18 protein-coding genes are annotated in these 24,048 nt (G+C 63.3%); 7 read left to right on the top strand and 11 right to left on the bottom strand.

Annotated features, from left to right (window positions below; all coding sequences use genetic code 11):
• Nucleotides 1-89: 89 nt before the first annotated feature.
• Genes MRY75_RS15810 through MRY75_RS15800 form a run of 3 tightly spaced genes read left to right on the top strand, consistent with a single transcriptional unit; the run spans nt 90 to nt 2,730 of the window.
• Nucleotides 90-983, top strand: a complete 894-nt coding sequence (locus tag MRY75_RS15810) for a manganese/iron ABC transporter ATP-binding protein (RefSeq protein ID WP_292308969.1) — start codon at nt 90-92, stop codon at nt 981-983.
• Nucleotides 983-1,882: a metal ABC transporter permease gene (locus MRY75_RS15805; RefSeq protein ID WP_292309024.1), complete on the top strand. Its 900-nt coding sequence runs from the start codon at nt 983-985 to the stop codon at nt 1,880-1,882. The genes MRY75_RS15810 and MRY75_RS15805 overlap by 1 nt, the downstream gene beginning before the upstream one ends.
• The gene (locus tag MRY75_RS15800) at nt 1,879-2,730 is read left to right on the top strand and encodes a metal ABC transporter permease (RefSeq protein ID WP_292308968.1); all 852 of its coding nucleotides are present in this window, start codon (nt 1,879-1,881) and stop codon (nt 2,728-2,730) included. The genes MRY75_RS15805 and MRY75_RS15800 overlap by 4 nt, the downstream gene beginning before the upstream one ends.
• A 77-nt stretch (nt 2,731-2,807) precedes the next feature.
• On the opposite strand, the gene MRY75_RS15795 is transcribed toward MRY75_RS15800, so the two are convergent.
• The 10 genes from MRY75_RS15795 to MRY75_RS15750 form a co-directional block, all read right to left on the bottom strand.
• Nucleotides 2,808-4,439 carry an alpha-D-glucose phosphate-specific phosphoglucomutase gene (locus MRY75_RS15795; protein ID WP_292308967.1) on the bottom strand — a complete coding sequence of 544 codons (1,632 nt, stop codon included), beginning with the start codon at nt 4,437-4,439 and terminating at the stop codon, nt 2,808-2,810.
• Complete coding sequence (gene malQ / locus MRY75_RS15790; RefSeq protein ID WP_292308966.1) at nt 4,436-6,403, bottom strand: 4-alpha-glucanotransferase; 1,968 nt, start codon at nt 6,401-6,403, stop codon at nt 4,436-4,438. Before malQ ends, MRY75_RS15795 begins: the two co-directional genes overlap by 4 nt.
• Nucleotides 6,400-8,508, bottom strand: coding sequence for a glycogen debranching protein GlgX (glgX, locus tag MRY75_RS15785; RefSeq protein WP_292308965.1), 2,109 nt, complete (start codon nt 8,506-8,508; stop codon nt 6,400-6,402). Before glgX ends, malQ begins: the two co-directional genes overlap by 4 nt.
• A complete protein-coding gene (gene glgA / locus MRY75_RS15780; RefSeq protein WP_292308964.1) occupies nt 8,508-9,941 on the bottom strand; it encodes a glycogen synthase GlgA in 1,434 nt (477 codons plus the stop codon). The genes glgX and glgA overlap by 1 nt, the downstream gene beginning before the upstream one ends.
• A gap of 1 nt (nt 9,942) precedes the next feature.
• Nucleotides 9,943-11,202: a glucose-1-phosphate adenylyltransferase gene (glgC, locus tag MRY75_RS15775; protein ID WP_292308963.1), complete on the bottom strand. Its 1,260-nt coding sequence runs from the start codon at nt 11,200-11,202 to the stop codon at nt 9,943-9,945.
• Between the two features lie 32 nt (nt 11,203-11,234).
• Nucleotides 11,235-13,442: a 1,4-alpha-glucan branching protein GlgB gene (gene glgB / locus MRY75_RS15770; protein WP_292308962.1), complete on the bottom strand. Its 2,208-nt coding sequence runs from the start codon at nt 13,440-13,442 to the stop codon at nt 11,235-11,237.
• Nucleotides 13,439-15,817, bottom strand: coding sequence for a glycogen/starch/alpha-glucan phosphorylase (locus MRY75_RS15765; RefSeq protein WP_292308961.1), 2,379 nt, complete (start codon nt 15,815-15,817; stop codon nt 13,439-13,441). The genes glgB and MRY75_RS15765 overlap by 4 nt, the downstream gene beginning before the upstream one ends.
• A gap of 211 nt (nt 15,818-16,028) precedes the next feature.
• Complete coding sequence (locus tag MRY75_RS15760; protein WP_292308960.1) at nt 16,029-16,739, bottom strand: GNAT family protein; 711 nt, start codon at nt 16,737-16,739, stop codon at nt 16,029-16,031.
• Nucleotides 16,736-18,124 carry an aminotransferase class III-fold pyridoxal phosphate-dependent enzyme gene (locus MRY75_RS15755; RefSeq protein ID WP_292308959.1) on the bottom strand — a complete coding sequence of 463 codons (1,389 nt, stop codon included), beginning with the start codon at nt 18,122-18,124 and terminating at the stop codon, nt 16,736-16,738. The genes MRY75_RS15760 and MRY75_RS15755 overlap by 4 nt, the downstream gene beginning before the upstream one ends.
• A 163-nt stretch (nt 18,125-18,287) precedes the next feature.
• Entirely contained in the window at nt 18,288-19,148 is an 861-nt protein-coding gene (locus MRY75_RS15750) for a zinc-ribbon domain-containing protein (protein ID WP_292308958.1), read from the bottom strand.
• Nucleotides 19,149-19,332: 184 nt separating this feature from the next.
• On the opposite strand from MRY75_RS15750, the gene MRY75_RS15745 reads away from it, so the two are divergent.
• From MRY75_RS15745 to MRY75_RS15730, 4 genes are read left to right on the top strand one after another with little or no spacing between them, the layout of a single operon-like run.
• Nucleotides 19,333-20,010 carry an ATP-binding cassette domain-containing protein gene (locus MRY75_RS15745; protein WP_292308957.1) on the top strand — a complete coding sequence of 226 codons (678 nt, stop codon included), beginning with the start codon at nt 19,333-19,335 and terminating at the stop codon, nt 20,008-20,010.
• Nucleotides 20,011-20,036: 26 nt separating this feature from the next.
• Nucleotides 20,037-20,912: a cell division protein FtsX gene (locus MRY75_RS15740; RefSeq protein ID WP_292309023.1), complete on the top strand. Its 876-nt coding sequence runs from the start codon at nt 20,037-20,039 to the stop codon at nt 20,910-20,912.
• Nucleotides 20,912-21,646, top strand: a complete 735-nt coding sequence (locus MRY75_RS15735; RefSeq protein ID WP_292308956.1) for a 1-acyl-sn-glycerol-3-phosphate acyltransferase — start codon at nt 20,912-20,914, stop codon at nt 21,644-21,646. The genes MRY75_RS15740 and MRY75_RS15735 overlap by 1 nt, the downstream gene beginning before the upstream one ends.
• The gene (locus tag MRY75_RS15730; RefSeq protein WP_292308955.1) at nt 21,633-22,238 is read left to right on the top strand and encodes an MSMEG_1061 family FMN-dependent PPOX-type flavoprotein; all 606 of its coding nucleotides are present in this window, start codon (nt 21,633-21,635) and stop codon (nt 22,236-22,238) included. Before MRY75_RS15735 ends, MRY75_RS15730 begins: the two co-directional genes overlap by 14 nt.
• A 361-nt stretch (nt 22,239-22,599) precedes the next feature.
• On the opposite strand, the gene lpdA is transcribed toward MRY75_RS15730, so the two are convergent.
• The gene (lpdA, locus tag MRY75_RS15725) at nt 22,600-23,988 is read right to left on the bottom strand and encodes a dihydrolipoyl dehydrogenase (protein WP_292308954.1); all 1,389 of its coding nucleotides are present in this window, start codon (nt 23,986-23,988) and stop codon (nt 22,600-22,602) included.
• Nucleotides 23,989-24,048: the final 60 nt, after the last annotated feature.

Below are 24,048 nucleotides of genomic sequence, written 5' to 3'. Positions count from 1 at the left end.
CCGCAGCTGCACGGCTGCGGGCGCACACATGTCAGGCCGTCGGCCTGCAAGGCCGTCAGGCCCAAGGCCTGCAACAACAAGGACAAGCCATGCTCGACGAGCAGAGCCAGACCACAACCAGCACCGCCACGACCCGCGACGGTCTGTCGGCCCGCGACGTGACCGTCACCTATCGCAACGGCCACACCGCGCTCTGGAACGCCAGTTTCGAGATCCCGCGCGGCACCGTGACGGCGCTTGTGGGCATCAATGGCGCGGGCAAGTCCACCCTTTTCAAGGCGATCATGGGCTTCGTGCCCGCTGCAAAAGGTGACATCCGCATCCTCGGCATGAGCGTGAAAGAGGCGCTCGCGAAGAACCTTGTTGCCTATGTGCCGCAATCCGAAGAGGTCGACTGGGCTTTCCCGGTGCTGGTTGAAGACGTCGTGATGATGGGCCGTTACGGCAAGATGGGCTTCCTGCGCCGCCCCAAATCCGCCGACCATCAAGCGGTCGATGAGGCACTGGCCCGTGTGAACATGACCGAGTTCCGCCACCGCCAGATCGGAGAGCTGTCCGGCGGTCAGCGCAAACGCGTGTTCCTGGCCCGCGCCTTGGCTCAGGACGGGCAGGTGATCCTGCTGGACGAACCGTTCACCGGCGTGGATGTGAAAACCGAAGATCAGATCATCGCGCTTCTGCGCGAGCTGCGCGACGAAGGCCGCGTGATGCTGGTCTCGACACACAACCTTGGGTCCGTGCCGGAATTCTGTGACCGCACCGTGTTGGTCAAGGGCACCGTGCTGGGCTATGGGCCGACCGAAACAACCTTCACCCGCGAGAACCTCGAACGTGCCTTCGGAGGTGTGCTGCGGCACTTCACACTGGGCGGCGATGCCCTGCATGACGACGAGGACGCGCGTTCCGTGACGATCTTCACCGATGATGAACGGCCCTTCGTCCAATACGGCGACAAGACCCAGGTCACGGAGACCAAGCCGTGATGGATCTGCTGCTCGAACCGTTCGGATATGGCTACATGGTCAATGCGATGTGGGTGTCGGCCATGGTGGGCGCGGTCTGCGCGTTCCTGTCCGCCTATCTCATGCTCAAGGGGTGGTCGCTGATCGGCGATGCGCTCTCGCATTCGGTGGTGCCCGGGGTGGCCGGGGCCTACATCCTTGGCCTGCCCTTCGCGCTCGGGGCGTTCATCGCGGGCGGGTTGGCCGCCGGGTCGATGCTGTTCCTGTCGGAACGTTCGGGCCTCAAGCCTGACGTGATCATCGGGCTGATCTTCACCTCCTTCTTCGGGCTGGGGCTCTTCATGGTCTCGATCAACCCGATGTCCGTGTCGATCCAGACCATCACCATGGGCAACATCCTGGCCATCACACCCGAGGACACGGTGCAGCTGGCCATCATCGGGATCGTGTCGCTTGGCGTTCTGCTGCTCAAGTGGAAGGACCTGATGGTGACGTTCTTCGACGAGAACCATGCGCGGACCATTGGATTGCGCCCGCAGCTGCTCAAGGCGGTGTTCTTCGTTCTGCTGTCGGCCAGCGTCGTGGCCGCCATGCAAACTGTGGGTGCGTTCCTGGTGATCGCCATGGTCGTGACACCGGGGGCGACGGCCTACCTGCTCTGCGACCGTTTCCCGCGTCTGATCGGGACTGCTGTTGCGATCGGTGCCGGGACCAGCTTCGTCGGAGCCTACGCGAGCTATTTCCTCGACGGGGCCACCGGCGGGATCATCGTCTGCCTGCAGACCCTCATCTTCCTCATCGCTTTCATCGGTGCCCCCCGGCATGGCCTGCTCGCGGCCCGCCGCATGGCGGACGCGGCTCTGCGGGATGGGCCAAAGGACAGCCTCGTGCGGGTCGATCCGGCTGAGGGAGGCGCATGATGGATCTCGAGACCCTGCTCTTCCCGTTCCGTTTCGCCTTCATGCAGAATGCCTTCCTCATTTCGATGATGGTGGCGGTGCCGACCGCATTGCTGTCCTGTTTTCTGGTCCTCAAAGGCTGGGCTCTGATGGGTGACGCGGTGAGCCACGCGGTTCTGCCGGGGATCGTGCTGGCCTATATCCTCGGTATTCCATTGATCCTGGGCGCTTTCGCCGCCGGGATGACCTGCGCAATCGCAACGGGGTATCTGTCGACCAACAGCCGGGTCAAGGAAGACACGGTGATGGGTGTCGTCTTTTCCGGCATGTTCGGCCTCGGGATCGTGCTCTATGTCTCGGTCGAGACCAACGCCCATCTCGATCACATTCTGTTTGGCAACATGCTTGGGGTCGAGCCGCACGAGCTTTGGACCGCAGGCATCATCTCGGCACTGGTCGCCGGGGTGCTCGTGCTCAAGTGGAAAGACTGGCTGCTGCACAGCTTTGATCCGGCTCAGGCGCAGGCCTCGGGCCTCTGGGTCAACGCGCTGCATTACGGGATGCTGACCGCGCTGTCGCTGACCATCGTGGCCACACTGTCGGCGGCTGGTCTCATCCTCGCCATCGGGTTGTTGATCGCGCCGGGGGCGATTGCGTTCCTGCTGGTGCGACAGTTCAAGACAATGCTCTGGGTTGCGGTTGGCGTGAACATGGCGGCAATGCTGCTCGGCACTTACCTCAGCTTCTTTCTCGACAGCGCACCGGCACCGACGATCATCCTGATCCTCAGTGCTGTCTTCGTTGTGGCCTTCATCCGTCGCCAGATGCTGACCCGCCGCGCGTCCCGCCTGCGCGTCCAGCAGGGGTAGGGCGAAGGACTTTCGAAAGTCCTTCCCAACGCGGTTTCGAAACCGCGTGCCAAGCCCTTTCGAAAGGGCTTCCGCGCTCAGGTCATCACGTCCGGCGCTGTCCGACCCGTACGCTCGGTCAACCCGCTGATCAGCGCCGTTGCCTCTGCAATCTCGGTCAGCGCCGCCTGTGTCTCGATGTTCAGATCGCCCTCCGGCGCCTCGTACCGCTCCAGATAGACACGCAGCGTCGCGCCCTCGGTGCCGGTGCCAGACAGACGCAGCACCGCGCGACCACCGCCTTCGAAATTGATCCGAAGCCCCTGATTGTGGCTCACCGATCCATCGACCGGATCATGGTAGGAAAACGTATCCGCCATCGTCACCGTACAGGCCCCGAAGGTCTTTCCCGCCAGAGCGTCCAGCTTCACCGTCAGGTCCGCCACCAACCCGTTCGCCGCCGCCGCATCCACCGCTTCGTAATCGTGGCGCGAATAGTAGTTGCGGCCATAGGTCTGCCAATGGTCCTGCAGGATGTCCTTCACCGACATCTTGCGCACCGCCAGAATGTTGAGCCACAGCAGCACCGCCCACAGCCCGTCCTTTTCCCGCACATGGTCGCTGCCCGTGCCAGCACTTTCCTCGCCGCAGAGCGTCACGCGCCCGGCATCCAGCAGGTTGCCGAAGAACTTCCAGCCCGTCGGTGTCTCGAAATACTCGACCGCCAAAGCCTCGGCCACGCGGTCACAGGCGCCGCTTGTGGGCATCGACCGTGCCACCCCGGCGATGCCGCGCTCATAGCCGGGGGCCAGATGCGCGTTGGCGGCCAGCACAGCCAGCGAGTCGGATGGCGTCACATAGACCCCACGCCCAAGGATCATATTGCGGTCTCCATCCCCGTCCGACGCGGCCGCGAAATCAGGCCCGTCGTCGGACATCACCAGATCAACCAGCGGCTTGGCCCAAATCGGGTTCGGGTCGGGATGCCCGTTGCCGAAATCCACCGAGGGCACACCGTTCAGGACCGTGCCCTCAGGCGCACCCAGCGTGTCCTCCAGAATGGCCTTGGCATAGGGGCCTGTCACCGCATGCATCGCATCGAATTTCATTGTGAAGCCACTGGCGAACAGCGCCCGCAAAGCGCCGAAATCGAACAGCTCTTCCATCAGCAAAGCGTAATCCTCGACCGGATCGACGATCTCGACCGCCATCTCACCCAGAGCCACCGTACCGATCTGCCCAAGGTCGATGTCGTCGGTGTCCAGCGTCTTGTAGCTGCTGATGGTCTTCGTCTGCTCGAAGATGGCGTCGGTGATCGCCTCGGGCGCAGGGCCGCCATTCGAGATGTTGTACTTGAGCCCGAAATCCTCGTCGATGCCGCCGGGGTTGTGGCTGGCCGACAGGATCAGCCCGCCATCCGCGCCGCGCTTGCGGATCAGGTTCGACGCGGCCGGTGTGGACAAGAGGCCCCCTTGACCCACAATCGCCAGTGCCGCGCCATTGGCCGAGGCCATGCGCAGGATTGTCTGGATCGCCTCGGCGTTGAAGTAGCGCCCGTCACCACCGATCACGAGAACCTTGCCCGCAACACCGTCGATCCCGTTGAAGATCGACTGCACGAAACATTCCAGATATCCCGGCTGCATGAACACGCGGGTTTTCTTGCGCAGACCCGAGGTGCCGGGTTTCTGGCCCTCGAACGGGGTACAGGTCTGGGTCAGGATCGTCATGCGGGTGCCTCCTCGGGGTGGTCCGTGTCGTCATGGTGTGCGGGCGTGCCGCGCGCGTCGCGCATCACGTCCGATATATGCAGCAAGGCCGCGCTCTGTTCCATCGCCTCGACCGGCACGCTCAGCCGTCGCCGCCAGTTGGGGTGCTCGTTGATCGTGCCGGGCAGGTTCTGCGCTTCAAGCTCGCCGAACACATCGTCCATCTGCACCGATACCAACGCCGCTGGAGACTGCGCCAAGCCGCGATGGATCGTGTCCGCGATCTCGTCAATGTGCGCCGTGCTGGGGATCGCGCAGACATCCCGCAGGCTCGCGCGTTGCTTGGCGCGGTGGCTGTGCCGCGCGGCACGGTCGCCGGAGGACAGCCAGCCAACCCGCTGCCACCAGTCGATGTCTGTGCCGTGCCAGAATCCGCTCAGCGTCGGGGTGTCATGGGTGCCGAAACAGGCAAGGCTGTAGGGCGGCAGCGTGTCCGCAGGCAGGATGTCGCCCAGATGGGTGCCCTCGAATTGCCAGACCGCATAGCTGTAAAGCCCCGCGTCATTCATCGCCTCGCGGAACCCGTCGGGCACCAGCCCAAGGTCTTCGCCCACCACGAGACAGCCCGCGCGATGTGCTTCGATGGTGATCACCGCCAGAAGCGAGTCGAGCGGCTGTGTGATATATCCGCCCGGACTGCCGTCCTCGGGCAGCCAATAGCTGCGCAACAGCCCCAGCGCATGGTCGATGCGCAGCACACCGCATTTCGCCATCAACCGCCGCAGCATCGACCGCAGCGGCGCGTAACGTGCCCGCGCCAGCGGTCCCGGCGCGTGCGCTGCCAGCGCCCAGGATTGGCCTTCCGGGCTCAGGTGATCGGGCGGTGCGCCGATGGTGACGCCTTTGGCAATCGTATCGGCATTCATCCAGACCTCGGCCCCATCGGGGCGCGGGCCCACGGCAAGATCAAGATAAAGACCAAGGGCCATCCCCTCCTGTGTCGCCCGGGCCTGTGCCGCGTCGATCTGGGTGTCGGCCAAATATTGCAGCCACAGATGGAACTCCGCGCGTTTCCCCGCCGCCTTGCGCGCCGCCGCTCCGGGTGTTTGCAGCGCGGCGGGCCAAGTGCGGAAATCATGCCCGTGGATTTCGCTGATGGCTTCGAACTCTGCGAACTGGCAGGTTTCCTCTGAACAGGTCGCGCACCATGCTGCAAAGGCCGCCTTGTCGCGCTGTTTGAACTGCGCCTCCAACGCAGCACGATGCCGTCCCCGGAACGCGGCATAGTCGATGAGATCGCCCTTTGGCGTCGGTCCCAACACGTCTTCGACCGCGATATGGTCGATGTTGAACATGCCGCGATGTGAGGGCGAGTAGGGGCTGATGATCTCGTCCATTGCCCAGCCCAGCGCATGCAGCGGGTTGACGCCCAGGAACTGCGCCCCTACGTGCCCGAAGGTCGCCGCAACGGCCCCCAGATCGGCATAGTTGCCCAGCCCGCCATTCGTGGCGGACCGCAGACCGTACAGCGCCCCGGTCGTGCCCCAGCACCGGTCGATCCCGGCTTTCGACGCAAGATCAGGCGCGCGCTGCGGGCGGACCATCACGAAGATGGTGTCCTCCTTTGCGTGATCCATGTGCAGGTCGTAATACCCGACGCCAAGATGCGGCAGGTCAATCATTCCGTTGCTGTGCCCTTCAGCCACGACATTGCCCGCCTCACTCAGGAGCGACCAGTCGCAGGCGCGCGGCACGGGGACGGTGATCGGATCGCCGGCGTGGGCAATGACCTGCTTGACCGAAGAAGAGCGGGCCAGCGCGTCCTCGATCTGCGCTGCGCCGTCCACATCGACGCCCAATGCCCGCAGAAGTGCGCGCAGCGTGTCGGGGTTGGCTTCGTGTCGAACGCCATGCAGGTCGTGAAAGTCGAGGTGAACGCCCTCGGCGCGGGCAAGGGCGCGCAGATGCGCGTCATCGCCGCTCATGTCTCGGACCCCCGCCGCAGGATGAAGGCGCTGATGGAGTGCGCCGGCACGACGATGCGTTCGCCAACAATCGGAGTCGCCGTCTGTTCCGGCTCAGAGGTGTCGATCTCGCGCACCCAGAGGTCCGGCGCGGTGGGCGGCAGGAGCAGGTCGGCATCCGCATCGCTGCGGTTCACAGCAAGGAACGCCTCGTCATCAAGGGCCTTGCCGGTCACGCTTTCCGCGTTGCCCCGCAAATGCAGGCAGAGTTGCGCCAATTGCGGGTCCGACCAGTTGAGCGGCTTGCCATCAAACCCGCGCCATTCCACGTCCTTGCGGTGGTCGGTCTCGCGCGTGGCACCGTGCAGGAAATCCATCTGGCGCAGCACCGCGTTCTCGCGACGCACGCGCGCCAGCGCGGCGGTAAAGGCGATCTGTTCGGGGTCGAGGGCCGCCCAATCAATCCACGTGGTCTCGTTGTCCTGACAATAGGCGTTGTTGTTGCCCAACTGCGTATGGCCGCCTTCGTCTCCGGCAAGAAGCATTGGCGTTCCCTGTGACAGGAAAACGGTCGCCAGCATGTTGCGCCGCCGCTGCGCACGGGCGGCGATGATGGTCGGGTCGTCGGTCGGGCCCTCGATTCCGAAATTCTCGGTGAAGTTCACCTTGTGCCCATCGCGATTGCCTTCGCCGTTGGCTTCGTTGTGTCGCTCTTCGTATTGCGTGGTGTCAGCCAGTGTGAACCCGTCATGCGATGCCGCATAATTGATCGACGACCACACCCGCCGTCCGCGTTTGTCGAACACATGCGCCGTGCCCAACAGCGCCGATCCAAGCTCCTGCGCGCCATGGGCGTCACCGCGCCAGAACTTGCGCACCGTGTCGCGGAAGCGGTCGTTCCATTCGGCGAACTTGGCCGGGAACCCGCCAAGTTGATACCCGCCGGGACCAATGTCCCAAGGCTCTGCGATGAGTTTGACCTCGGCCAGCACGGGGTCCTGCCGCAGCGCGGTCATGAATCGCCCGGTGCGGTCAAAGCCATCAGCCTCGCGGCAGAGCGTGCTGGCAAGGTCAAAGCGGAAGCCGTCGACCCCCATCGCCTGCACCCAGAACCTCAGGCTGTCGAGGATCAGCCGCGTGACGAAGGGATGTGTGACGTTGAGCGTGTTGCCGCAGCCGGTGTCGTTGACGTAGTAGCGCGGCGCGTCGGTCTGAAGCCGGTAGTAGGACGCGTTGTCCAGGCCCCGGAACGACAGGGTTGGCCCAAGGTGATCGCCTTCGGCGGAATGGTTGTAGACGACGTCGAGGATCACTTCGATCCCGGCGGCATGAAACCGGTCCACCATCGCGCGGAAACCCCTGACGCCCGCAGGGCCCAAATAACGCGGTTCGGGGGCGAAAAAGCCGATTGTGTTGTAGCCCCAGTAATTCACGAGGCCGCGCCCCGACAGCGCGCCTTCGGACTTGATCGCCTGCACAGGCAGCAATTCCACCGCCGTCACACCAAGACGCGTCAGGTGATCCAGCATCGCCGGAGTGGCCAGCCCGTCGAAGGTGCCGCGCAGGGGGGCGGGCACGTCCGGGTTGCGCATGGTGAGTCCCCGGACATGGCCTTCATAAATCAGTGTGTCCGGCCAGCCACGACTGAGCGGTTGTGCATCCAGCGGAAAGTCGGCCGGGTCCGACACCACGGACTTTGCCACAAAGGGCGCGCTGTCGCGGCTGTCAAAGCTCAGATCGGCTTCGGGGGCCGAACTCAGGTAGCCGAAAGTTGCTGTGTGATCGGTAAAGCTGCCCCGAAATTCGCGTGTGTATGGGTCGATCAGCAACTTGTTGCGGTTGAAGCGATGCCCCGCCTCGGGGCGATACGGGCCAAGCACGCGATACCCGTAGACGGTGCCCGGCTTCACGCCGGGCAGGTAGCCATGCCAGATGGCACCGGTGCGCTCGGGCAGCGGCAGGCGCATTTCTTCCGTCTTGCCGTCCGGCGAGAAGAGGCAGAGAAGCACCTGATCGGCATGTTCCGAAAACACCGCAAAATTCGTGCCGCCCCCGTCGAAATGCGCGCCAAGCCGGAACGGTGTCCCGGGTTCAAGCTGCGCGGATACGGTGGCGTGATAGGTCATCAGACGAGATCGGTGTAAAGGTCTCGATAGGCTTCGGCCGAGCTGTCCCAGCCGACCGGATGGCGCATCGCCGCGCGTTGCATGCCTTGCCAGAGTTTCGGGTCGGCATGGGCCTCGACGACGCGGTCGATCACCTGGGCAATCCCTGCGGGTGTCACATCGGAGAAGACAAAACCGGTCGCCGCCTTGGCGACAAGGGCCGCGACATTGGCGTCGATCACCGTGTCGGCCAATCCGCCGGTGCGGGCGACGACGGGCAGGGTGCCATAGCGCAGGCCGTAAAGCTGCGTCAGCCCGCAGGGTTCGAACCGCGAGGGGATCAGGATCGCATCGCTGCCCGCCTGAAACAGGTGCGACAGTGCCTCGTCATAGCCGATATGGGCGGCAACCTGACCGGGATGGGCCTGTGCCGCATCGCGGAATCCCTGTTCCAACTCGGGCTGCCCGGTGCCCAGAACGGCAAGTTGCGCCCCACGCTGCACCAGATGCGGTACGGCCTCCAGCAGGGCGTCCAGCCCCTTCTGGCTGGTCAGGCGGCTGACCACGCAACACAAAGGCCCGGTGCTCGAGGGATCAAGCCCCAACCGCGCGCGCAAGGCTGTCTTGTTGTCGGTTTTGCGTTTCAACGTCCTGACATCATAGGTCTGTGCCAAGGCGCTATCGGTCGCCGGGTCCCACGCTTCCGTGTCGATGCCGTTGAGCACACCGCTCAGCGCCCCGGCCCGCGCCTGAAGCACACCCTCAAGCCCCATGCCGAACTCCGGCGTCAGGATCTCGCGCGCGTAGGTCGGGCTGACCGTGGTGATCCGATCCGAGAACATGAGCGCCCCCTTAAGGACGCTCAGATCGCCGTGGAACTCCAGCCCCTCGGGGTGGAACCAGTCGGTCTTGAGGTGCAACTGCGCCAGAACCTGCGGTCCGAACCGGCCCTGAAAGGCGATGTTGTGGATGGTGATGACCGACCGGGGCGTGTCGCGCCCGGCCATCCTCAGATAGACCGGGGCCAGCGCCGCCTGCCAGTCATGGGCGTGAAGGACATCCGGCTGGTAGCCGTCGATGGCCCCCATCGCGATCCGCGCGCCTGCCATCGACAGGGCCCCGAACCGCAGGTGGTTGTCGCTCCAGTCGCGCCCGTTCTCGTCGACATAAAGCCCACCGGGCCGGTCAAAAAGCTGTGGGGCGTCCAGCAGCAAGAGCGTCATGCCCTCTGCGGTTACCTTGACGATGCGCCCCGGCCCGCCCGGCAGGTCGTCGAACCGTGCAACCTCTTCGCCCTTGGGCAGCAACGGAAAGAGCGGCGGATAGGCGGGCAGCAGCACCTGCGCGTCCACGTCCACCCGTGCCAGAGCAGCGGGCAAGGCACCCACCACATCCGCAAGACCCCCCGTCTTCACGAAGGGCGCACATTCCGAAGCCACCATCAGGACGTTCATGTCACTTTCCCAGCTTGTCGATCATCGCTTGCGTAATCAGGCAGATGCCCCCGTCGGTGCGGCGGAACCGTTTCGCGTCTTCCTTGGGGTCTTCGCCCACGATCAGCCCCGGCGGGATCTTCACACCCCGGTCCAGCACAACGTTCTTGAGATATGCGCGACGGCCCACCTCGGCATAGGGCAGTGCGACCACGCCTTCCAGTTGCGAATAGGAATGCGTTTTGACACCCGTGAACAGCAGGCACCGATAAAGCGACGAACCAGAGATGATGCACCCGCCCGACACCATCGACGACACCGCTTGACCGCGGCGGCCTTCTTCGTTGTGGATGAATTTCGCGGGCGGGGTCAGTTCGGAATAGGTCCAGATCGGCCAGTCGGTTGCGTAGATGTCCAGTTTGGGTTCGAAATCGGTGAGGTCGATATTGGCCTGCCAATAGGCGTCGATGGTGCCCACGTCGCGCCAGTAGGGTTCGGTTTCAAGCCCCGACATGACGCAGGACCGGCTGAACGGATGCGCCCGCGCGCCGCCCTCGGCGACGATGGCCGGGATGATGTCCTTGCCGAAATCGTTGTCCGACTTGGGGTTCTGCGCGTCCTTTTCGAGGATCTCGTAAAGGTATTCCGCCTCGAACACGTAGATGCCCATGCTCGCCAGCGATTTGGTCTCGTCACCGGGCATGGCGGGGGGATCGGCGGGCTTTTCCACGAAGTCGAGGATCTTGTCGCTGTCATCGACATGCATGACCCCAAAGCCCTTGGCTTCTTCACGCGGCACGGCGATGCAGCCGACCGTGACCTTGGCACCCGAGCGGACATGCTCTTCGATCATCACCGAATAGTCCTGCTTGTAGATGTGATCGCCCGCGAGGATCACAACGTATTTCGGCCCATAGCCGCGAATGACCGAGATGTTCTGGGTCACGGCGTCGGCGGTGCCCTTGTACCAGTTGTCCTCGTTGATCTGCTGCGAGGCGGGCAGGATGTCCAGCGACTCGTTGCGCTCGGCGCGGAAAAAGCTCCAGCCGCGCTGCATGTGGCGGATCAGGCTGTGCGCCTTGTATTGCGTGGCGACACCGATCCGCCGGATGCCCGAGTTCACCGCGTTGGACAGGGCAAAGTCGATGATGCGGGTCTTGCCGCCGAAATAGACGGCGGGTTTGGCGCGGATGTCGGTCATTTCCTTGAGGCGGCTCCCCCGTCCGCCCGCAAGAATGAACGCCATGGATTGCTGCGCCAGGCTGAACCTGTCTTCTCTCATGTCTTTCCTCCCCCTTTGTGTCATGTGCCGCCTCAGTCGGTTGTCAGTTCGAAGAACACGGTCGCCAGCGGCGGTACGGTGATCTCGATGGCATAGGGACAGCCGTGCATCGACACCTCCTGTGTGTCGGCCCCTCCCGGTGTTCCGGTGTCCGTTCCGCCATAGATCGCGGCATCCGAATTGAACCGCTCGGCCCAGTGGCCCGGATGCGGCACGCCGATCCGGTACTGGGTGCGCGGCACCGGGGTGAAGTTCGACACCACCAGAACCGGCGCGCTGCCGTCCTTGCCATAGCGCACCCACGAAAACACCGACTCCGCCGCATTGCCGCCGTCGATCCAGCGGAACCCGTCCTGCGACGTGTCCTTTTCGTAAAGCGCAGGCGTGCTGCGATAGAGCGTGTTCAGATCGCGCACCAAGGTTTGCATCCCCTTGTGCGGCGCGTAGTCCAGCAGGTGCCAGTCAAGGCTGGTTTCGTTGTTCCACTCACCGCCTTGCGCAAACTCGCCCCCCATGAACAACAGCTTCTTGCCGGGATGCCCCCACATGAACCCGTAATAGGCCCGCAGGTTGGCAAAGCGCTGCCAGTCATCCCCCGGCATCTTGCCCAGAAGCGAGCCTTTGCCGTGCACGACCTCGTCATGGCTGAGCGGCAGGATGAAATTCTCGGAAAACGCGTAGTGCAGACCGAAAGTCATCTTGTCGTGGTGGTATTTCCGGTTGATCGGGTCTTCGGCCATGTAGCGCAGGGTGTCGTTCATCCACCCCATGTTCCACTTGAAGCCGAACCCAAGTCCACCACTGCTGGTGGGAGCGCTGACCCCCGGAAAGGCGGTGCTTTCCTCGGCGGCGGTCAGGATGCTGTCATCGGCGGCATAAACCACCTCATTCATCCGCTGCATGAAGGCGATGGCTTCAAGGTTCTCGCGCCCGCCATGCTGGTTCGGCACCCATTCTCCCTCTTTTCTCGAATAGTCGCGGTAGAGCATGGAGGCCACGGCATCCACGCGCAGACCGTCGATGTGATATTCCTCGAACCAGAATTTCGCGTTTGCGATCAAGAAGTTCTGCACCTCTGTCCGGCCATAGTTGTAGACCAGCGTGTTCCAGTCGGGATGGAAGCCTTCCTTCGGGTCTGCATGTTCGTAAAGCGCCGAGCCATCGAAGCGGGCCAGCCCGTGCTGGTCGGTCGGGAAATGCCCCGGCACCCAGTCGATGATCAGGCCAAGCCCCGCCTTGTGGCAGGCATCGACAAAGGCGCGGAAGTCCTGCGGCGTGCCGAACCGGGATGTGGGCGCAAAAAGGCCCACGGGCTGATAGCCCCACGATCCCCCAAACGGGTACTCGGAGATCGGTGTCAGCTCGATGTGGGTGAAGCCCATGTCCTTGGCATAATCGACAAGCATGGACGCATGTTCGAGATAGGTCAGCGACCGGTTGCCTTCTTCCGGGACGCGCCGCCAGCTTTCCAGATGCACCTCGTAGATCGAGATCGGTTGATCTGTCTTCTGCTTTGCACCGCGCTTTGACAGCCACCCGGCATCGGACCACTCATACCCGCGCAGGTCGCGCACGACCGAGGCCGTCGCAGGCGGCAGTTCCGCGCCGAACCCAACCGGGTCGGCCTTGAGCGGCAACAGATTGCCCGCGCCGTCGATAAGTTCGTATTTATAGGCGATGCCATCGCCCAGATCCGGCAGGAAAATCTCGTGTACACCCGTCGCACCCCGGCGGCGCATCACGTGGCGGCGGCCATCCCAGCCGTTGAAATCGCCCACGACCGATACGCGCAAAGCATTGGGCGCCCAGACGGCGAAATGCGTGCCCTCCACACCCTCATGTGTGCAGACATGCGCACCAAGGGCATCCCAAAGCTGGTTATGTGTGCCTTCGCCCAGTAGATACTCGTCCATCTCGCCCAGCTTGGGGCCAAAGGCGTAGGCGTCCTGTTCCTCCCAGACATCGCTGCCGCGTGTCATGCGCAGACGGTAGGGAAAGCGTTTCTTGCGGCGCGGGATCACGCCTGCGAACAGCCCGTCCTTCACCCGGTCCAGCGCGACAAGCGTCTTCCCGGTCTTGGCGTCGATCACCTCGACGCTGTCCGCCTCGGGGCGCATCGTGCGCATCACCAGCTTGCCACCCACCTCGTGCAGGCCCAGCACCGCAAACGGGTCGCCATGCCTACCCTGCGCAATCGCTTGCGCCGTGGCGTCGTCGATCAGCGCCGCCGCATCCGTCATGCCGTCTTCCCAAGCTTGGCTTTGGTCAGGCTCTCGGCCCCCCAGATGTCGCGGGCATAGCCCTTGATCGTACGGTCGGACGAGAACCAGCCCATGCTGGCCGTGTTCACAACCGCCATCGCGGCCCAGTTCGCCGGGTTGCGATAGGCGGTGTCGGCGCGGCGCTGCGTGTCGAAATAGCTGTCGAAATCGCAGGTCACGAGAAAATAGTCATGGTCATACAGCATCCCCACGAGCCCATGATAGCGGCTTGGGTCATGTGGTGCAAAACGCCCCTCGGCGATCTGGCCCAGCACCCGCTGCAGACGCGGGCTGGCCTCGATGGCGGTGCGGGAATAGCCGTGATGCGTGCGACGCTCCATCACCTCCTGTGCGGTCAGGCCGAAGAGGAAGAAGTTTTCCGACCCGACATGATCGCGGATTTCAACGTTCGCACCGTCCAGCGTGCCGATGGTCAGCGCACCGTTCAGGGCGAATTTCATGTTGCCGGTGCCCGACGCTTCTTTGCCCGCCGTCGAGATCTGTTCCGACAGGTCCGCCGCCGGGATCAGCCGTTCGGCCATCGTGACGTTGTAATTCGGCGGATACACGATCTTGAGCCGGTCGCCGGTGATCGGATCGGCATTGATGACGCTGGCCACGTCATTGATGAGGCGGATGATGTCCTTGGCCACGAAGTATCCCGGCGCAGCCTTGCCGCCGAAGATCTTGACCCGTGGGGTCCAGTCGCCATTCGGATTGTCGCGCATGTCGTTCCAGAGCGCGACAGTCTCCAGAAGGTTCATCAACTGGCGTTTGTATTCATGGATGCGCTTGATCTGCACGTCGAACATCGCGTCGGGGTCAAGGCTGACACCCATCGTCTGACTGATCCAGTTGGACAGGTTGACCTTGTTTTCGCGCTTTGAGGCGGTGAACGCCTCGATGAACGCGGCATCGTCGCGCTTTGATTTGAGCGCGGTCAATTGTTCCAGATCCGTCACCCAGCCTTCGCCGATCGTGTCGGTGATCAGGTGCCGCAGCGACGGGTTGCAGCCATAAAGCCAGCGGCGCGGGGTGATGCCGTTGGTCTGGTTGATGATCCGCGTTGGGTGGATGCGGTGCAGATCGGCGAACACCGTTTCCTTGACCAGTTCCGTGTGCAGCGCAGACACGCCGTTGACCTTGTGCGCCATGATGAACGCCAGTTCCCCCATCCGCACATCGCCATGTTCCAGAATACGGGGGCTGCCGGGGAATTCGGTCTGATGCGCGTGTTCGATGGCGCGGATGATCTCCAGATGGCGCGGCAGGATGCGGCCCATCAGATGTTCGCTCCACCGTTCCAGTGCCTCGGGCAACAGCGTATGGTTGGTGTAGGCCAGACATTTGCGCGCCAGCGGGATCGCCTCGTCCATCGGGATGGCGTGCTCATCCACCAGAATGCGCACCAGCTCCGGCCCGGCAATGGCCGGGTGCGTGTCGTTCAATTGGATTGCCACGTAATCGTGCAAGGCGCGAATGTCGTCGTGATCCTTCAGGTAGCGGCGCAGCAGATCCATGATCGACGCGGCAGTGAAGAAATACTCCTGCTTGAGGCGCAGTTCCTTGCCGCTTTCGGTGGTGTCGTCGGGATAGAGCACCCGGCTGATCGTGCGCGCCAGCGCCTCTGACCGACCGGCGGCAAGGTAATCGCCGCGGTTGAAGCTTTCGAGGTCGAACTCCTTGGCCGGTTCCGCCGACCAGAGGCGCAGCGTGTTGCCCCATGCGCCTTTCCAGCCGACCACGGGTGTGTCATGCGCGGTGGCCATCACCACCTCGCCGGGGTGCCAATAGGCCTTGCCCTCGTGATGATCGACATGCCCGCCAAAGCCGATCCGATAGCGTGCCTCGGGGCGTTCGAATTCCCACGCATGGCGCTGGGTCAGCCAGGTCTCGGGTTTCTCGACCTGCTGTCCCTGGGCAAAGCTTTGCTCGAACAGCCCGTGTTCGTAACGGATACCATAGCCAAACGCCGGGATTCCCAATGTCGCCAGCGAATCCATGAAACACGCCGCCAGTCGGCCCAGCCCGCCATTGCCAAGTGCCGCGTCCGGCTCGTCATGCACGATGGTATCGTAATCCTGACCCAGCTCGACCAGCGTCGCCTTGACCGTGTCCTCCATCCGCAGGTTCGAGATCATGTCCTCGATCAACCGCCCGATGAGGAACTCCATCGACAGGTAATAGACCCGCTTGGGCGAGGCCGCGTAGGTTTCCTTGGTCGAGCGGAACCACGATTCGACCATCTGATCTCGCAGGACCAGCGACAGCGCGATGCGCCAGTCATAGGTCGAGGCGTTCTCGGCATCCTTGCCCAGCGAGTATTTCAGACGGTTCAGAATATCGGTTTTCATGGTCATTCAGGTGCGTTCCAACGTCGGATCCAGATTTACGATAGCGCTAACATGAGTGTCTATTACCGCATCCCATCAAAAACACCATTGCACATTCTGCAACCGTGACCGGAGTTTTCTTCATGTGGTCGATGCGCAATACCGCCCTGTCGGGTTGGCATAGCCCGAACTTTCAGCGCTTCAAGGATACGGGACAGGCCGTGCTGTGGCGCTAGATGTCGGGCAGCCGCGTTTTCTGAACGCCCTCGGCATCGAAATTGTCGGGGGCCAGCCACCGCAGGAACCGGGCTTTCAGATCAGGCCATTCGGTGTCGATGATGGAAAACCACGCCGTGTCGCGGTTTCGGCCCTTGTAATGGGTCGCCTGACGGAAGGTGCCCTCATAGGTGAACCCCAGCCGTTCGGCGGCCCGCCGCGATGGCGCGTTCAGTGCATCGCATTTCCACTCGTATCGGCGATAGCCCAGCTCATCGAACGCGCGCTGCATCATGAGAAACTGAAATTCGGTCGCGGCACGGGTGCGTTGCAGGGCGGGGGACAGGTTGATGAACCCGACTTCAATGCTGGCGCTTGTCGGATTTATCCGCAGGTAGCTGGCGTGACCGACCGCGCGGTCCTTGACGACTATGGCGTGCATCAGCGGGTCGGTCCACGTGACCGCCTCTTCGACCCATGCGTTGAAATCTGCAGGATCGTGGTAGGGACCGTTGGGCAGGTAGGTCCAGATGCGGTCCTCTTCATCCGCGCGGAAGGCGGTGTAAAGGTCGTCCGCGTGATCCGGCGAAAGCGGCACCACAGAACAATATCGCCCCACCATATCGGAGCGCGGAGGCACCGGGCGGGGCGATGTGTCGGCAAGAGGCAAGCCGACGCGTTGGGCCAGCGCGTTCAGGCACTGACCCGTGATCAGGGGATCACTCACGCAAATTCGCGGCCCAAAGCCTCGTCAACCGATGCGATGATCTGGTTGATGTCGTCCTTGGTGGCGATCAGCGCGGGGCTGAAGCAGAGCGTGTTGTTGTAACCGGGCAGGGAGCGGTTGGTCGCGCCGATGATGATACCCTGCTGCATGCAGTCGGCGACCACCTTCTGCACCCGCTTTTCGGCCATCGGCTTGCGGGTTTCCCGGTCCTCGACCAGTTCGGCCCCAAGGAACAGGCCCTTGCCGCGCACATTGCCGATGACGGCGTGCTTGTCGGCCAAAGCGTGCAACTGGTCGAGCATGTACTCGCCCATCGCCGTGGTATTGTCGAGCAGGCCTTCGTCCTCGATGATGCGCATGTTCTCCAGCGCCGCCGCCGGACCTGCGGTGCAGCCGCCAAAGGTGGAAATATCGCGGAAGTAGTTGAGCGGATCGTCGGCGTTGTCCTTGAACATCGAGAACACGTCCTCGGTCGTCACAAGGCAGGCAATCGCCGCATAGCCGGACGCCACGCCCTTGGCCATCGTCACCATGTCGGGCTGAACGCCGTAATGCTGGTAGCCGAACCATGTGCCGGTGCGGCCCACGCCACAGACCACTTCGTCGATATGCAGCAGGATGTCGTACTTGCGGCAAATCTCCTGGACGCGGTCCCAATAGCCCTGCGGCGGGGTGATGACGCCACCACCGGCTGTGACCGGCTCAAGGCAAAGCGCGCCCACGGTGTCCGGGCCTTCGCGCAGGATCACCTGTTCGATCTGGTCAGCGGCCCATTCGCCGTAATTCTCGGTCGGGGCGCCCTGATCGCCCGCGCGATATTCAAGGCAATGCGGCACGCGCACGAAACCGGGTGTGAACGGCCCGTACTGCGCGTTGCGCTCGTCCTGACCGCCGGCCGACAGACAGCCGATGGTGGTGCCGTGGTAATCGCGGTCGCGGTAGAGGATCTTGTGCTTCTGGCCACCATAGCGCTTGTGCGCGATCTGGCGGACCATCTTGAACGCCTTCTCGTTCGCCTCGGACCCCGAGTTCGTGTAATACACACGGGTCATGCCCGGCATCTTGGTGATCAGCTTTTCCGAGAACAGCGCTCCGGGGATCGACCCGGCGGACCCGGCAAAGTAGTTCAGCTTCAGCAACTGGTCATAAACCGCCTTCGCGATGCTTTCGCGGCCATAGCCCACGTTCACCGTCCAGACACCGCCGGACACGGCATCGAGATGCTCTTTGCCCTTCTGGTCCCAGACGCGCATGCCCTTGCCCTCGACGATGATCCGGGGATCGTTCGTCTCGAAGGGCTTGTGCTGGATCAGGTGGTGCCACACATGGGCGCGATCGGCTTCGACCACGTGGGAAAGATCGTTTTGGGACAGGACACCGTCCATGGTCGTCACCTCCGTTTGAGAATCACAATGGGCCGGATGCGGATATCGCTCTGGCGTCTTCATCTTGATCAGATCACCCGCCCGGCGTTAGGGCCAGACGATTTTCACAGATAAGTCCAAATTCTGGCAGTCCCTGGCCCTTGCTGCACAGGGACGCGGCACGTCATGACCCGTCGGTGGTCGGGGGCTCTGGTGGTGCGCCGTTGATCATGTCTACCAGCGGAGCCACCTGCGTGTCGAGCCAGGCGCGCAACTGATCGACCAGCGCCACATAGGTGTCCATCGGTGCCTTGAGCTGCGGGACGGTGTCGCCCACCTGCGGGGCGTAGACATAAAGGACCGTTCCAAGGGCGAAAATGAGCACGGTATAAAGAAACCCGCGTCCGAACCCGGCTTTCGACTCGTCATCATCTTCGAGATCTGCCTGTACCGTTCGCATCTCGCGCCGTTCGTTCGACGCGCGCAGGGTCTGGTTGATCTCTTCGACATCCGGCAACATGTCGCGCCGCGATTTCGGACGCTCGGCCACTGCAGCGGTTGCGGCCGCCGCCGCGGCCGCCTCGGGGTCTTCGCCGCGCAGCTTGCGCATCCGCTCCTGCGCCTGACGCGCGCGTTTGGCCGCTTCGTCTTCGGGCTCCTGCAAGCCCAGTTCCGGCTGTTCCTCGATTCCGCCTGCCACGCTTTGACGGGCACGGGCCTCGCGCTCGGCCTCTTCACGCAGGATTTCCGCGACTGATGGATCAAGCTCACGTCGTTTGGGCGGAGCGGGCGGCGTCGCTGTGCCGGGTGCGGCCTCCTGATTGACGGACGGGCGGTCGTTCAGATCGGCATCAACCTCGGGATGCCAGACCGCATCCTTTGGGGCCTTGGCCTCGGCTTCGAGCGCTTCGGGGCTGTTGGAGGTGTCGCGCGTCTGAAACCACGTGTTGCCGCAGTTCGAGCACTGAACATCCCGTCCATCTTCGGGGATGACATCTTCGGGGACTTCGTATTGCGCCCCACAGCTTGGACATTTCAGCCGCATTTTGCCTGTTGCCCCCAACCCAGCTGACCTTGGTTTTGCGGCCAACCCACTCGTTCCCTGTTGAAATCACACAATAAGGGCGGGTTTCCGCATGTAAATGCCTATTCTGAGACTTCCGACGCATTGAAACCGGCACGATGCTCAGGCACAACAACGCCGAACCACGGGCAGGGACAGTACCGCTGTGATCGAGTTGGAAAATGTGGCCTACAGTTACGGCGGCGGAGAGTTGTTGACCGACATGACCCTGAACGTGGCGCCGGGGTCGTTTCATTTCCTGACCGGGCCATCCGGATCAGGCAAGACCACGTTTCTCAAGCTGTGCTATGGCGCGCTGCAGGCCACCGCCGGGCATGTGCGCCTGTTCGACCGTGACGTGCGGGGCCTCAGCCGGGACGATGTTGCCGTCCTGCGGCGCAAGATCGGTGTCGTGCACCAGGATTGCCAGTTTCTCGACCATCTGCCGGTGACTGAAAACGTCGCCTTGCCGCTGACCGTGTCTGGGCAGGACCCGGATGGAGCGGCGGCCAATCTCAAGGAGTTGCTGGCCTGGGTCGGATTGACCGGGCGTGCCGACGCCTTGCCGCCGGAACTGTCGGGTGGCGAACGCCAGCGCGCCGCTCTGGCGCGGGCGGTGATCATGTCACCGGATGTGATCCTTGCAGACGAACCCACTGGTAATATCGACTGGGAGATGTCGCAGCGCCTGCTGACCCTTCTGGTCGAGCTGAACCGCATGGGCAAGACGATCCTTGTCGCGACCCATGATCTGGGTCTGATCCGTGCGGCCAAGGCGCAGGTGCAGACCCGCGTGCTGCGGATTTCGAACCGGCGGCTGCAGATGGCGGGAGCGGATCTGTGAAGTTCGATCTGCGGGCCACGGCGCGGATGCTGCAATTCGACGAACGGGCCGACCGGGTGGTGCCGCCCACCGGGTTCACCGCGCGGCTCACGCTGTTCAGTGCCTTTGCCATGTCCTTTCTCGCCGTGTTTGCCCTGGCGCTGTCGCTCGCGGCGGGCCGGGTGGCAGACCGGTGGGGCAATGAGCTGGCGCAATCCTCGACCCTGCGCATCTCGGCCCCGGCAGGCGAAGTGGCGACCCAGACCGAAGCCGCGCTGCGCGTGCTGCGTACCACCCCGGGTATCGTCGATGCACAGGCGCTGACGCTGGACGACCAGCGCGCGCTGCTGTCGCCGTGGTTCGGCACCGACCTGCCCATCGACGACCTGCCGCTGCCGCAACTGATCGACATCACCGAAACCGACGAAGGCTATGACGCCGCAGGTCTGCGCCTGCGTCTGGCCGCCGAAGCGCCGGCCGCCGTGCTGGACGATCACGCCCGCTGGCGACGTCCGCTGATCGACGCGGCGGCCCGGCTGCGTCTGCTGGGCTGGGCGTCCATCCTTCTCATCGCCACGGCCACCGCCGCGATGGTGACGCTGGCCGCCAATGCCGCCCTTGCCGCCAATGCACAGGTGATCGCGGTGCTCCGGCTGGTGGGCGCCAAGGACACCTATATCGCCAGCGCCTTTGTCCGGCGCTTTGCGCTGCGCGCGCTGACCGGCGCAGCCTTCGGCACGCTGACGGGCATTGTGGCGCTGATGCTGGTGCCGTCCGGCAGCGACACCGCTGGCGTGTTGACCGATCTGAGCATCCGGGGAGCGGGCTGGATCTGGGTTTTGCTGATCCCGCCGCTGTCGGGGCTGGTTGCCTTTCTCGCAACACGCTATGCGGCAGGTCGGGTTTTGGAGGACTTGGCCTGATGGCATATGCAATTCAGTGGGTCCGCTCGCTGCTGTTCGTGATATCGGTCTACGTGGCCATCGCGGTGGTCGGGCTTGGGCTGTTCCCGTGGGCGCTGGTGTCGCGCAGAGGCGCGCGCGCCGGGTGCATGAGCGTTTGCCGCTATGTGCGTTGGGCTGCGCCATGGATGATCGGTCTGAAGACAGAGATCCGGGGCACCCCACCGGATTACGAATGCATCGTCGCCTCCAAGCATCAAAGCTTTCTGGATGTGTTCATGGTGTTTTCGGCCCTGCCTGCGGGGAAGTTCATCATGAAGCGCATTCTGATGTACTCGCCCATTGTCGGCCAGTACGGGCTGCGCATTGGCTGTATCCCGGTGGACCGGGGCAAGCGCGCGGCTGCGATCAAGCAGATGGTCGAGGCGGTGAAGAAGGGCAAGGCGACGCCCGGACAGTTGATCATCTACCCGCAGGGCACCCGGATCGCGCCCGGTGTGAAAGCGCCCTACAAGGTGGGGACGGCGGTGCTTTACGAACAGCTTGGTCAGCCCTGCGTGCCGGTGGCGGCCAATGTCGGGCTGTTCTGGCCAAAGCGGGGCATCTACCGCAAACAGGGAACCGCCGTGGTCGAGTTTCTTGAACCGATTCAGCCGGGGCTTGCCCGCGATGCGTTCCTGACCCTTCTGGAAACGCGGATCGAGACCGCCTCGAACCGCCTGAACGAGGAGGCCGGGTTCCATGCGCCGCATTGAGAGCATTGACGCGCTTGAAGCGCTCTATGACGCGCCGGTACCTGTCTCGCTGAGCAAGGTTGCGGATCACCTGACGCCGAGCTATCGGCGTTGGGTCGAGGCCGCGCGCTTCTGTGTGATCTCCACCGCAGGTTCACGCGGCACCCACGGCACGCCGCGTGGAGACGTGGACCCGGTGGTGCGTGTGACGGGTCCGAACACGATCCTGCTGCCCGACTGGCGTGGCAATAACCGGCTTGATGCGCTGCGCGATCTGATCGAGGACCCGCGCATCGCGTTCTTGTTCATGATCCCGGGCACCAAGACCACGGTGCGGGTGAACGGCAAGGCGTGGATCACCGATGACCTTGAGTTGCGGGAAACTTTCCGGAAGAAGAACATCCTGCCCGCCACGGTGATCGTGACTGAAGTGGCGGAGGTCTACACCCAATGCGCCAAGGCGCTGATGCGCTCGGGCCTGTGGGACGGCGCGCCTCTGCCCGAAGGGTTGCCGACCGTGGGTGAAATCCTTGCCGATCAGACCGATGGCGCGATGGGTGGTGCAGAGTATGACGCGACCTACGAAGTGAAGGCCATCCCGCGCATGTGGTAGGGTGACCGTACGGCCGGTTTCCAAAACCTTAACGGCTTGCACGGCAGTCTGCCCCACGTTGCTCAACGAGCGGAGAGGGTCACTCCCACACCGCGATCTGAACGATGGTTTTCCGAATTGGGGCTGACGCCCCGACCTTGAGAAACCGGTTTCACGAAGGCCCGGCGACGGGCACAGGTCCGGGGTATGATCCCCGAAGTTTCGGAAAACCGTCAGCCCACGGGGGCGGCGCCGCTTCTTTCAGAGACAGACAAGGGTCTTCGAAGACCCTGTGACGCGCGGTTTCGACACCGCGCCTCCAAGCGCGTTCGAACGCGCTTGGAGGACGCCTTTTCGAAAAGGCGTCCCCCGCTCCATGCGTTTACATGTGGATGGCACCGTCGCCGCAGGCGAGGGCCGCTTCGCGCACGGCTTCCGAATAGGTCGGGTGCGCGTGGCAGGTGAGCGCCAGATCCTCGGCAGAGGCGCCGAATTCCATCGCCACGCAGATCTCGTGAATGAGATCGCCCGCCATCGGCCCGATGATATGCGCGCCCAGAATGCGGTCGGTGTCCTTGTCCGCGAGGATTTTCACGAACCCATCGGCGGCAAAGTTGGCCTTTGCGCGGCCATTGCCCATGAAGCTGAACTTGCCGACCTTGTAGGCGCGGCCTGCATCCTTGAGTTGCTCCTCGGTCTGGCCGACATTGGCCACTTCGGGATGGGTGTAGATCACGCCCGGAATGACGCCGTAATTCACATGCCCCGCCTTGCCCGCGATCACCTCGGCGCAGGCCATGCCTTCATCCTCGGCCTTGTGCGCCAGCATCGGGCCGTCGATGCAGTCTCCGATGGCGTAGATGCCTTTGACATTGGTCTGCCAGTGGGCGTCGGTCTTGATCTGGCCGCGCTGCGACATCTCGATCCCGAGCGCATCGAGGCCCAGACCATCGGTGTAGGGACGCCGACCTGTGGAGACGAGAACCACATCGGCGTCCATGTCGTGTTCGCTGTCATCCTTGCGCAGCTTGTAGGTGACTTTGGCCTTGGACTTGCTGGCGTCGACGGATTGCACCGCCGCGCCAAGGGTGAATTTCAGGCCCTGTTTCTGCAGCAGCTTCTGGAAGGTCTTCTGCACCTCGCCGTCCATGCCGGGGGTGATCGTGTCGAGGAATTCGATCACATGCACCTCGGTGCCCAGACGGCTGTAGACCGAGCCCAGTTCCAGACCGATCACACCTGCGCCGATCACGATCATCTTCTTGGGGATCTTCGGCAGTTCCAGCGCGCCGGTGGAGGTGACGACGACCTTCTCGTCGATCTCTATGCCGGGCAGGCTGCTCGCTTCGGAGCCGGAGGCGATGATGATGTTCTTGGCGTCATGTACCTCGTCGCCGACCTTGACCTTGCCCGCCTCGGGGATGGAGCCCCAGCCCTTGAGCCAGTCGATCTTGTTCTTCTTGAACAGGAACTCGATGCCCTTGGTGTTCTGGCCGATCACGTCGTCCTTGTAGGCCAGCATCTGCTTCCAGTCGACGGACGGCGCTTTGCCCTTGAGGCCCATCTTGGCGAAGTTGTGTTCCGCCTCGTGCAGCTGGTGGCTGGCATGCAGCAGCGCCTTCGAGGGGATGCAGCCGACATTGAGGCACGTGCCGCCCAGCGTTTCGCGTCCCTCGACACAGGCGGTTTTCAAGCCCAGCTGCGCGCAGCGGATTGCGGCCACATAGCCGCCGGGGCCGGAGCCGATGACGATGACGTCGTATTGTGCCATTTTGCGGTGTCCTTTGTATTGGGTGAGGAGAGGGGGCGCTGCCCCCGTCGCCGTTCCGGC

This window comes from Marivita sp., assembly GCF_022763305.1.
Lineage (GTDB): Bacteria > Pseudomonadota > Alphaproteobacteria > Rhodobacterales > Rhodobacteraceae > Marivita.
The sequence above is the reverse complement of the archived record's forward strand: the minus strand, read 5'-3'. Positions and strand labels throughout refer to the sequence as shown.

What these genes read in the sequence shown, in the direction of transcription:
- MRY75_RS15810 (WP_292308969.1), top strand. Translation starts at nt 90, where the DNA reads ATGCTCGACGAGCAGAGCCAGACCACAACCAGCACCGCCACGACCCGC.
- MRY75_RS15805 (WP_292309024.1), top strand. Translation starts at nt 983, where the DNA reads ATGGATCTGCTGCTCGAACCGTTCGGATATGGCTACATGGTCAATGCG.
- MRY75_RS15800 (WP_292308968.1), top strand. Translation starts at nt 1,879, where the DNA reads ATGATGGATCTCGAGACCCTGCTCTTCCCGTTCCGTTTCGCCTTCATG.
- MRY75_RS15795 (WP_292308967.1), bottom strand. Translation starts at nt 4,439, where the DNA reads ATGACGATCCTGACCCAGACCTGTACCCCGTTCGAGGGCCAGAAACCC.
- malQ (WP_292308966.1), bottom strand. Translation starts at nt 6,403, where the DNA reads ATGAGCGGCGATGACGCGCATCTGCGCGCCCTTGCCCGCGCCGAGGGC.
- glgX (WP_292308965.1), bottom strand. Translation starts at nt 8,508, where the DNA reads ATGACCTATCACGCCACCGTATCCGCGCAGCTTGAACCCGGGACACCG.
- glgA (WP_292308964.1), bottom strand. Translation starts at nt 9,941, where the DNA reads ATGAACGTCCTGATGGTGGCTTCGGAATGTGCGCCCTTCGTGAAGACG.
- glgC (WP_292308963.1), bottom strand. Translation starts at nt 11,202, where the DNA reads ATGAGAGAAGACAGGTTCAGCCTGGCGCAGCAATCCATGGCGTTCATT.
- glgB (WP_292308962.1), bottom strand. Translation starts at nt 13,442, where the DNA reads ATGACGGATGCGGCGGCGCTGATCGACGACGCCACGGCGCAAGCGATT.
- MRY75_RS15765 (WP_292308961.1), bottom strand. Translation starts at nt 15,817, where the DNA reads ATGAAAACCGATATTCTGAACCGTCTGAAATACTCGCTGGGCAAGGAT.
- MRY75_RS15755 (WP_292308959.1), bottom strand. Translation starts at nt 18,124, where the DNA reads ATGGACGGTGTCCTGTCCCAAAACGATCTTTCCCACGTGGTCGAAGCC.
- MRY75_RS15750 (WP_292308958.1), bottom strand. Translation starts at nt 19,148, where the DNA reads ATGCGGCTGAAATGTCCAAGCTGTGGGGCGCAATACGAAGTCCCCGAA.
- MRY75_RS15740 (WP_292309023.1), top strand. Translation starts at nt 20,037, where the DNA reads ATGCTGCAATTCGACGAACGGGCCGACCGGGTGGTGCCGCCCACCGGG.
- MRY75_RS15735 (WP_292308956.1), top strand. Translation starts at nt 20,912, where the DNA reads ATGGCATATGCAATTCAGTGGGTCCGCTCGCTGCTGTTCGTGATATCG.
- MRY75_RS15730 (WP_292308955.1), top strand. Translation starts at nt 21,633, where the DNA reads ATGCGCCGCATTGAGAGCATTGACGCGCTTGAAGCGCTCTATGACGCG.
- lpdA (WP_292308954.1), bottom strand. Translation starts at nt 23,988, where the DNA reads ATGGCACAATACGACGTCATCGTCATCGGCTCCGGCCCCGGCGGCTAT.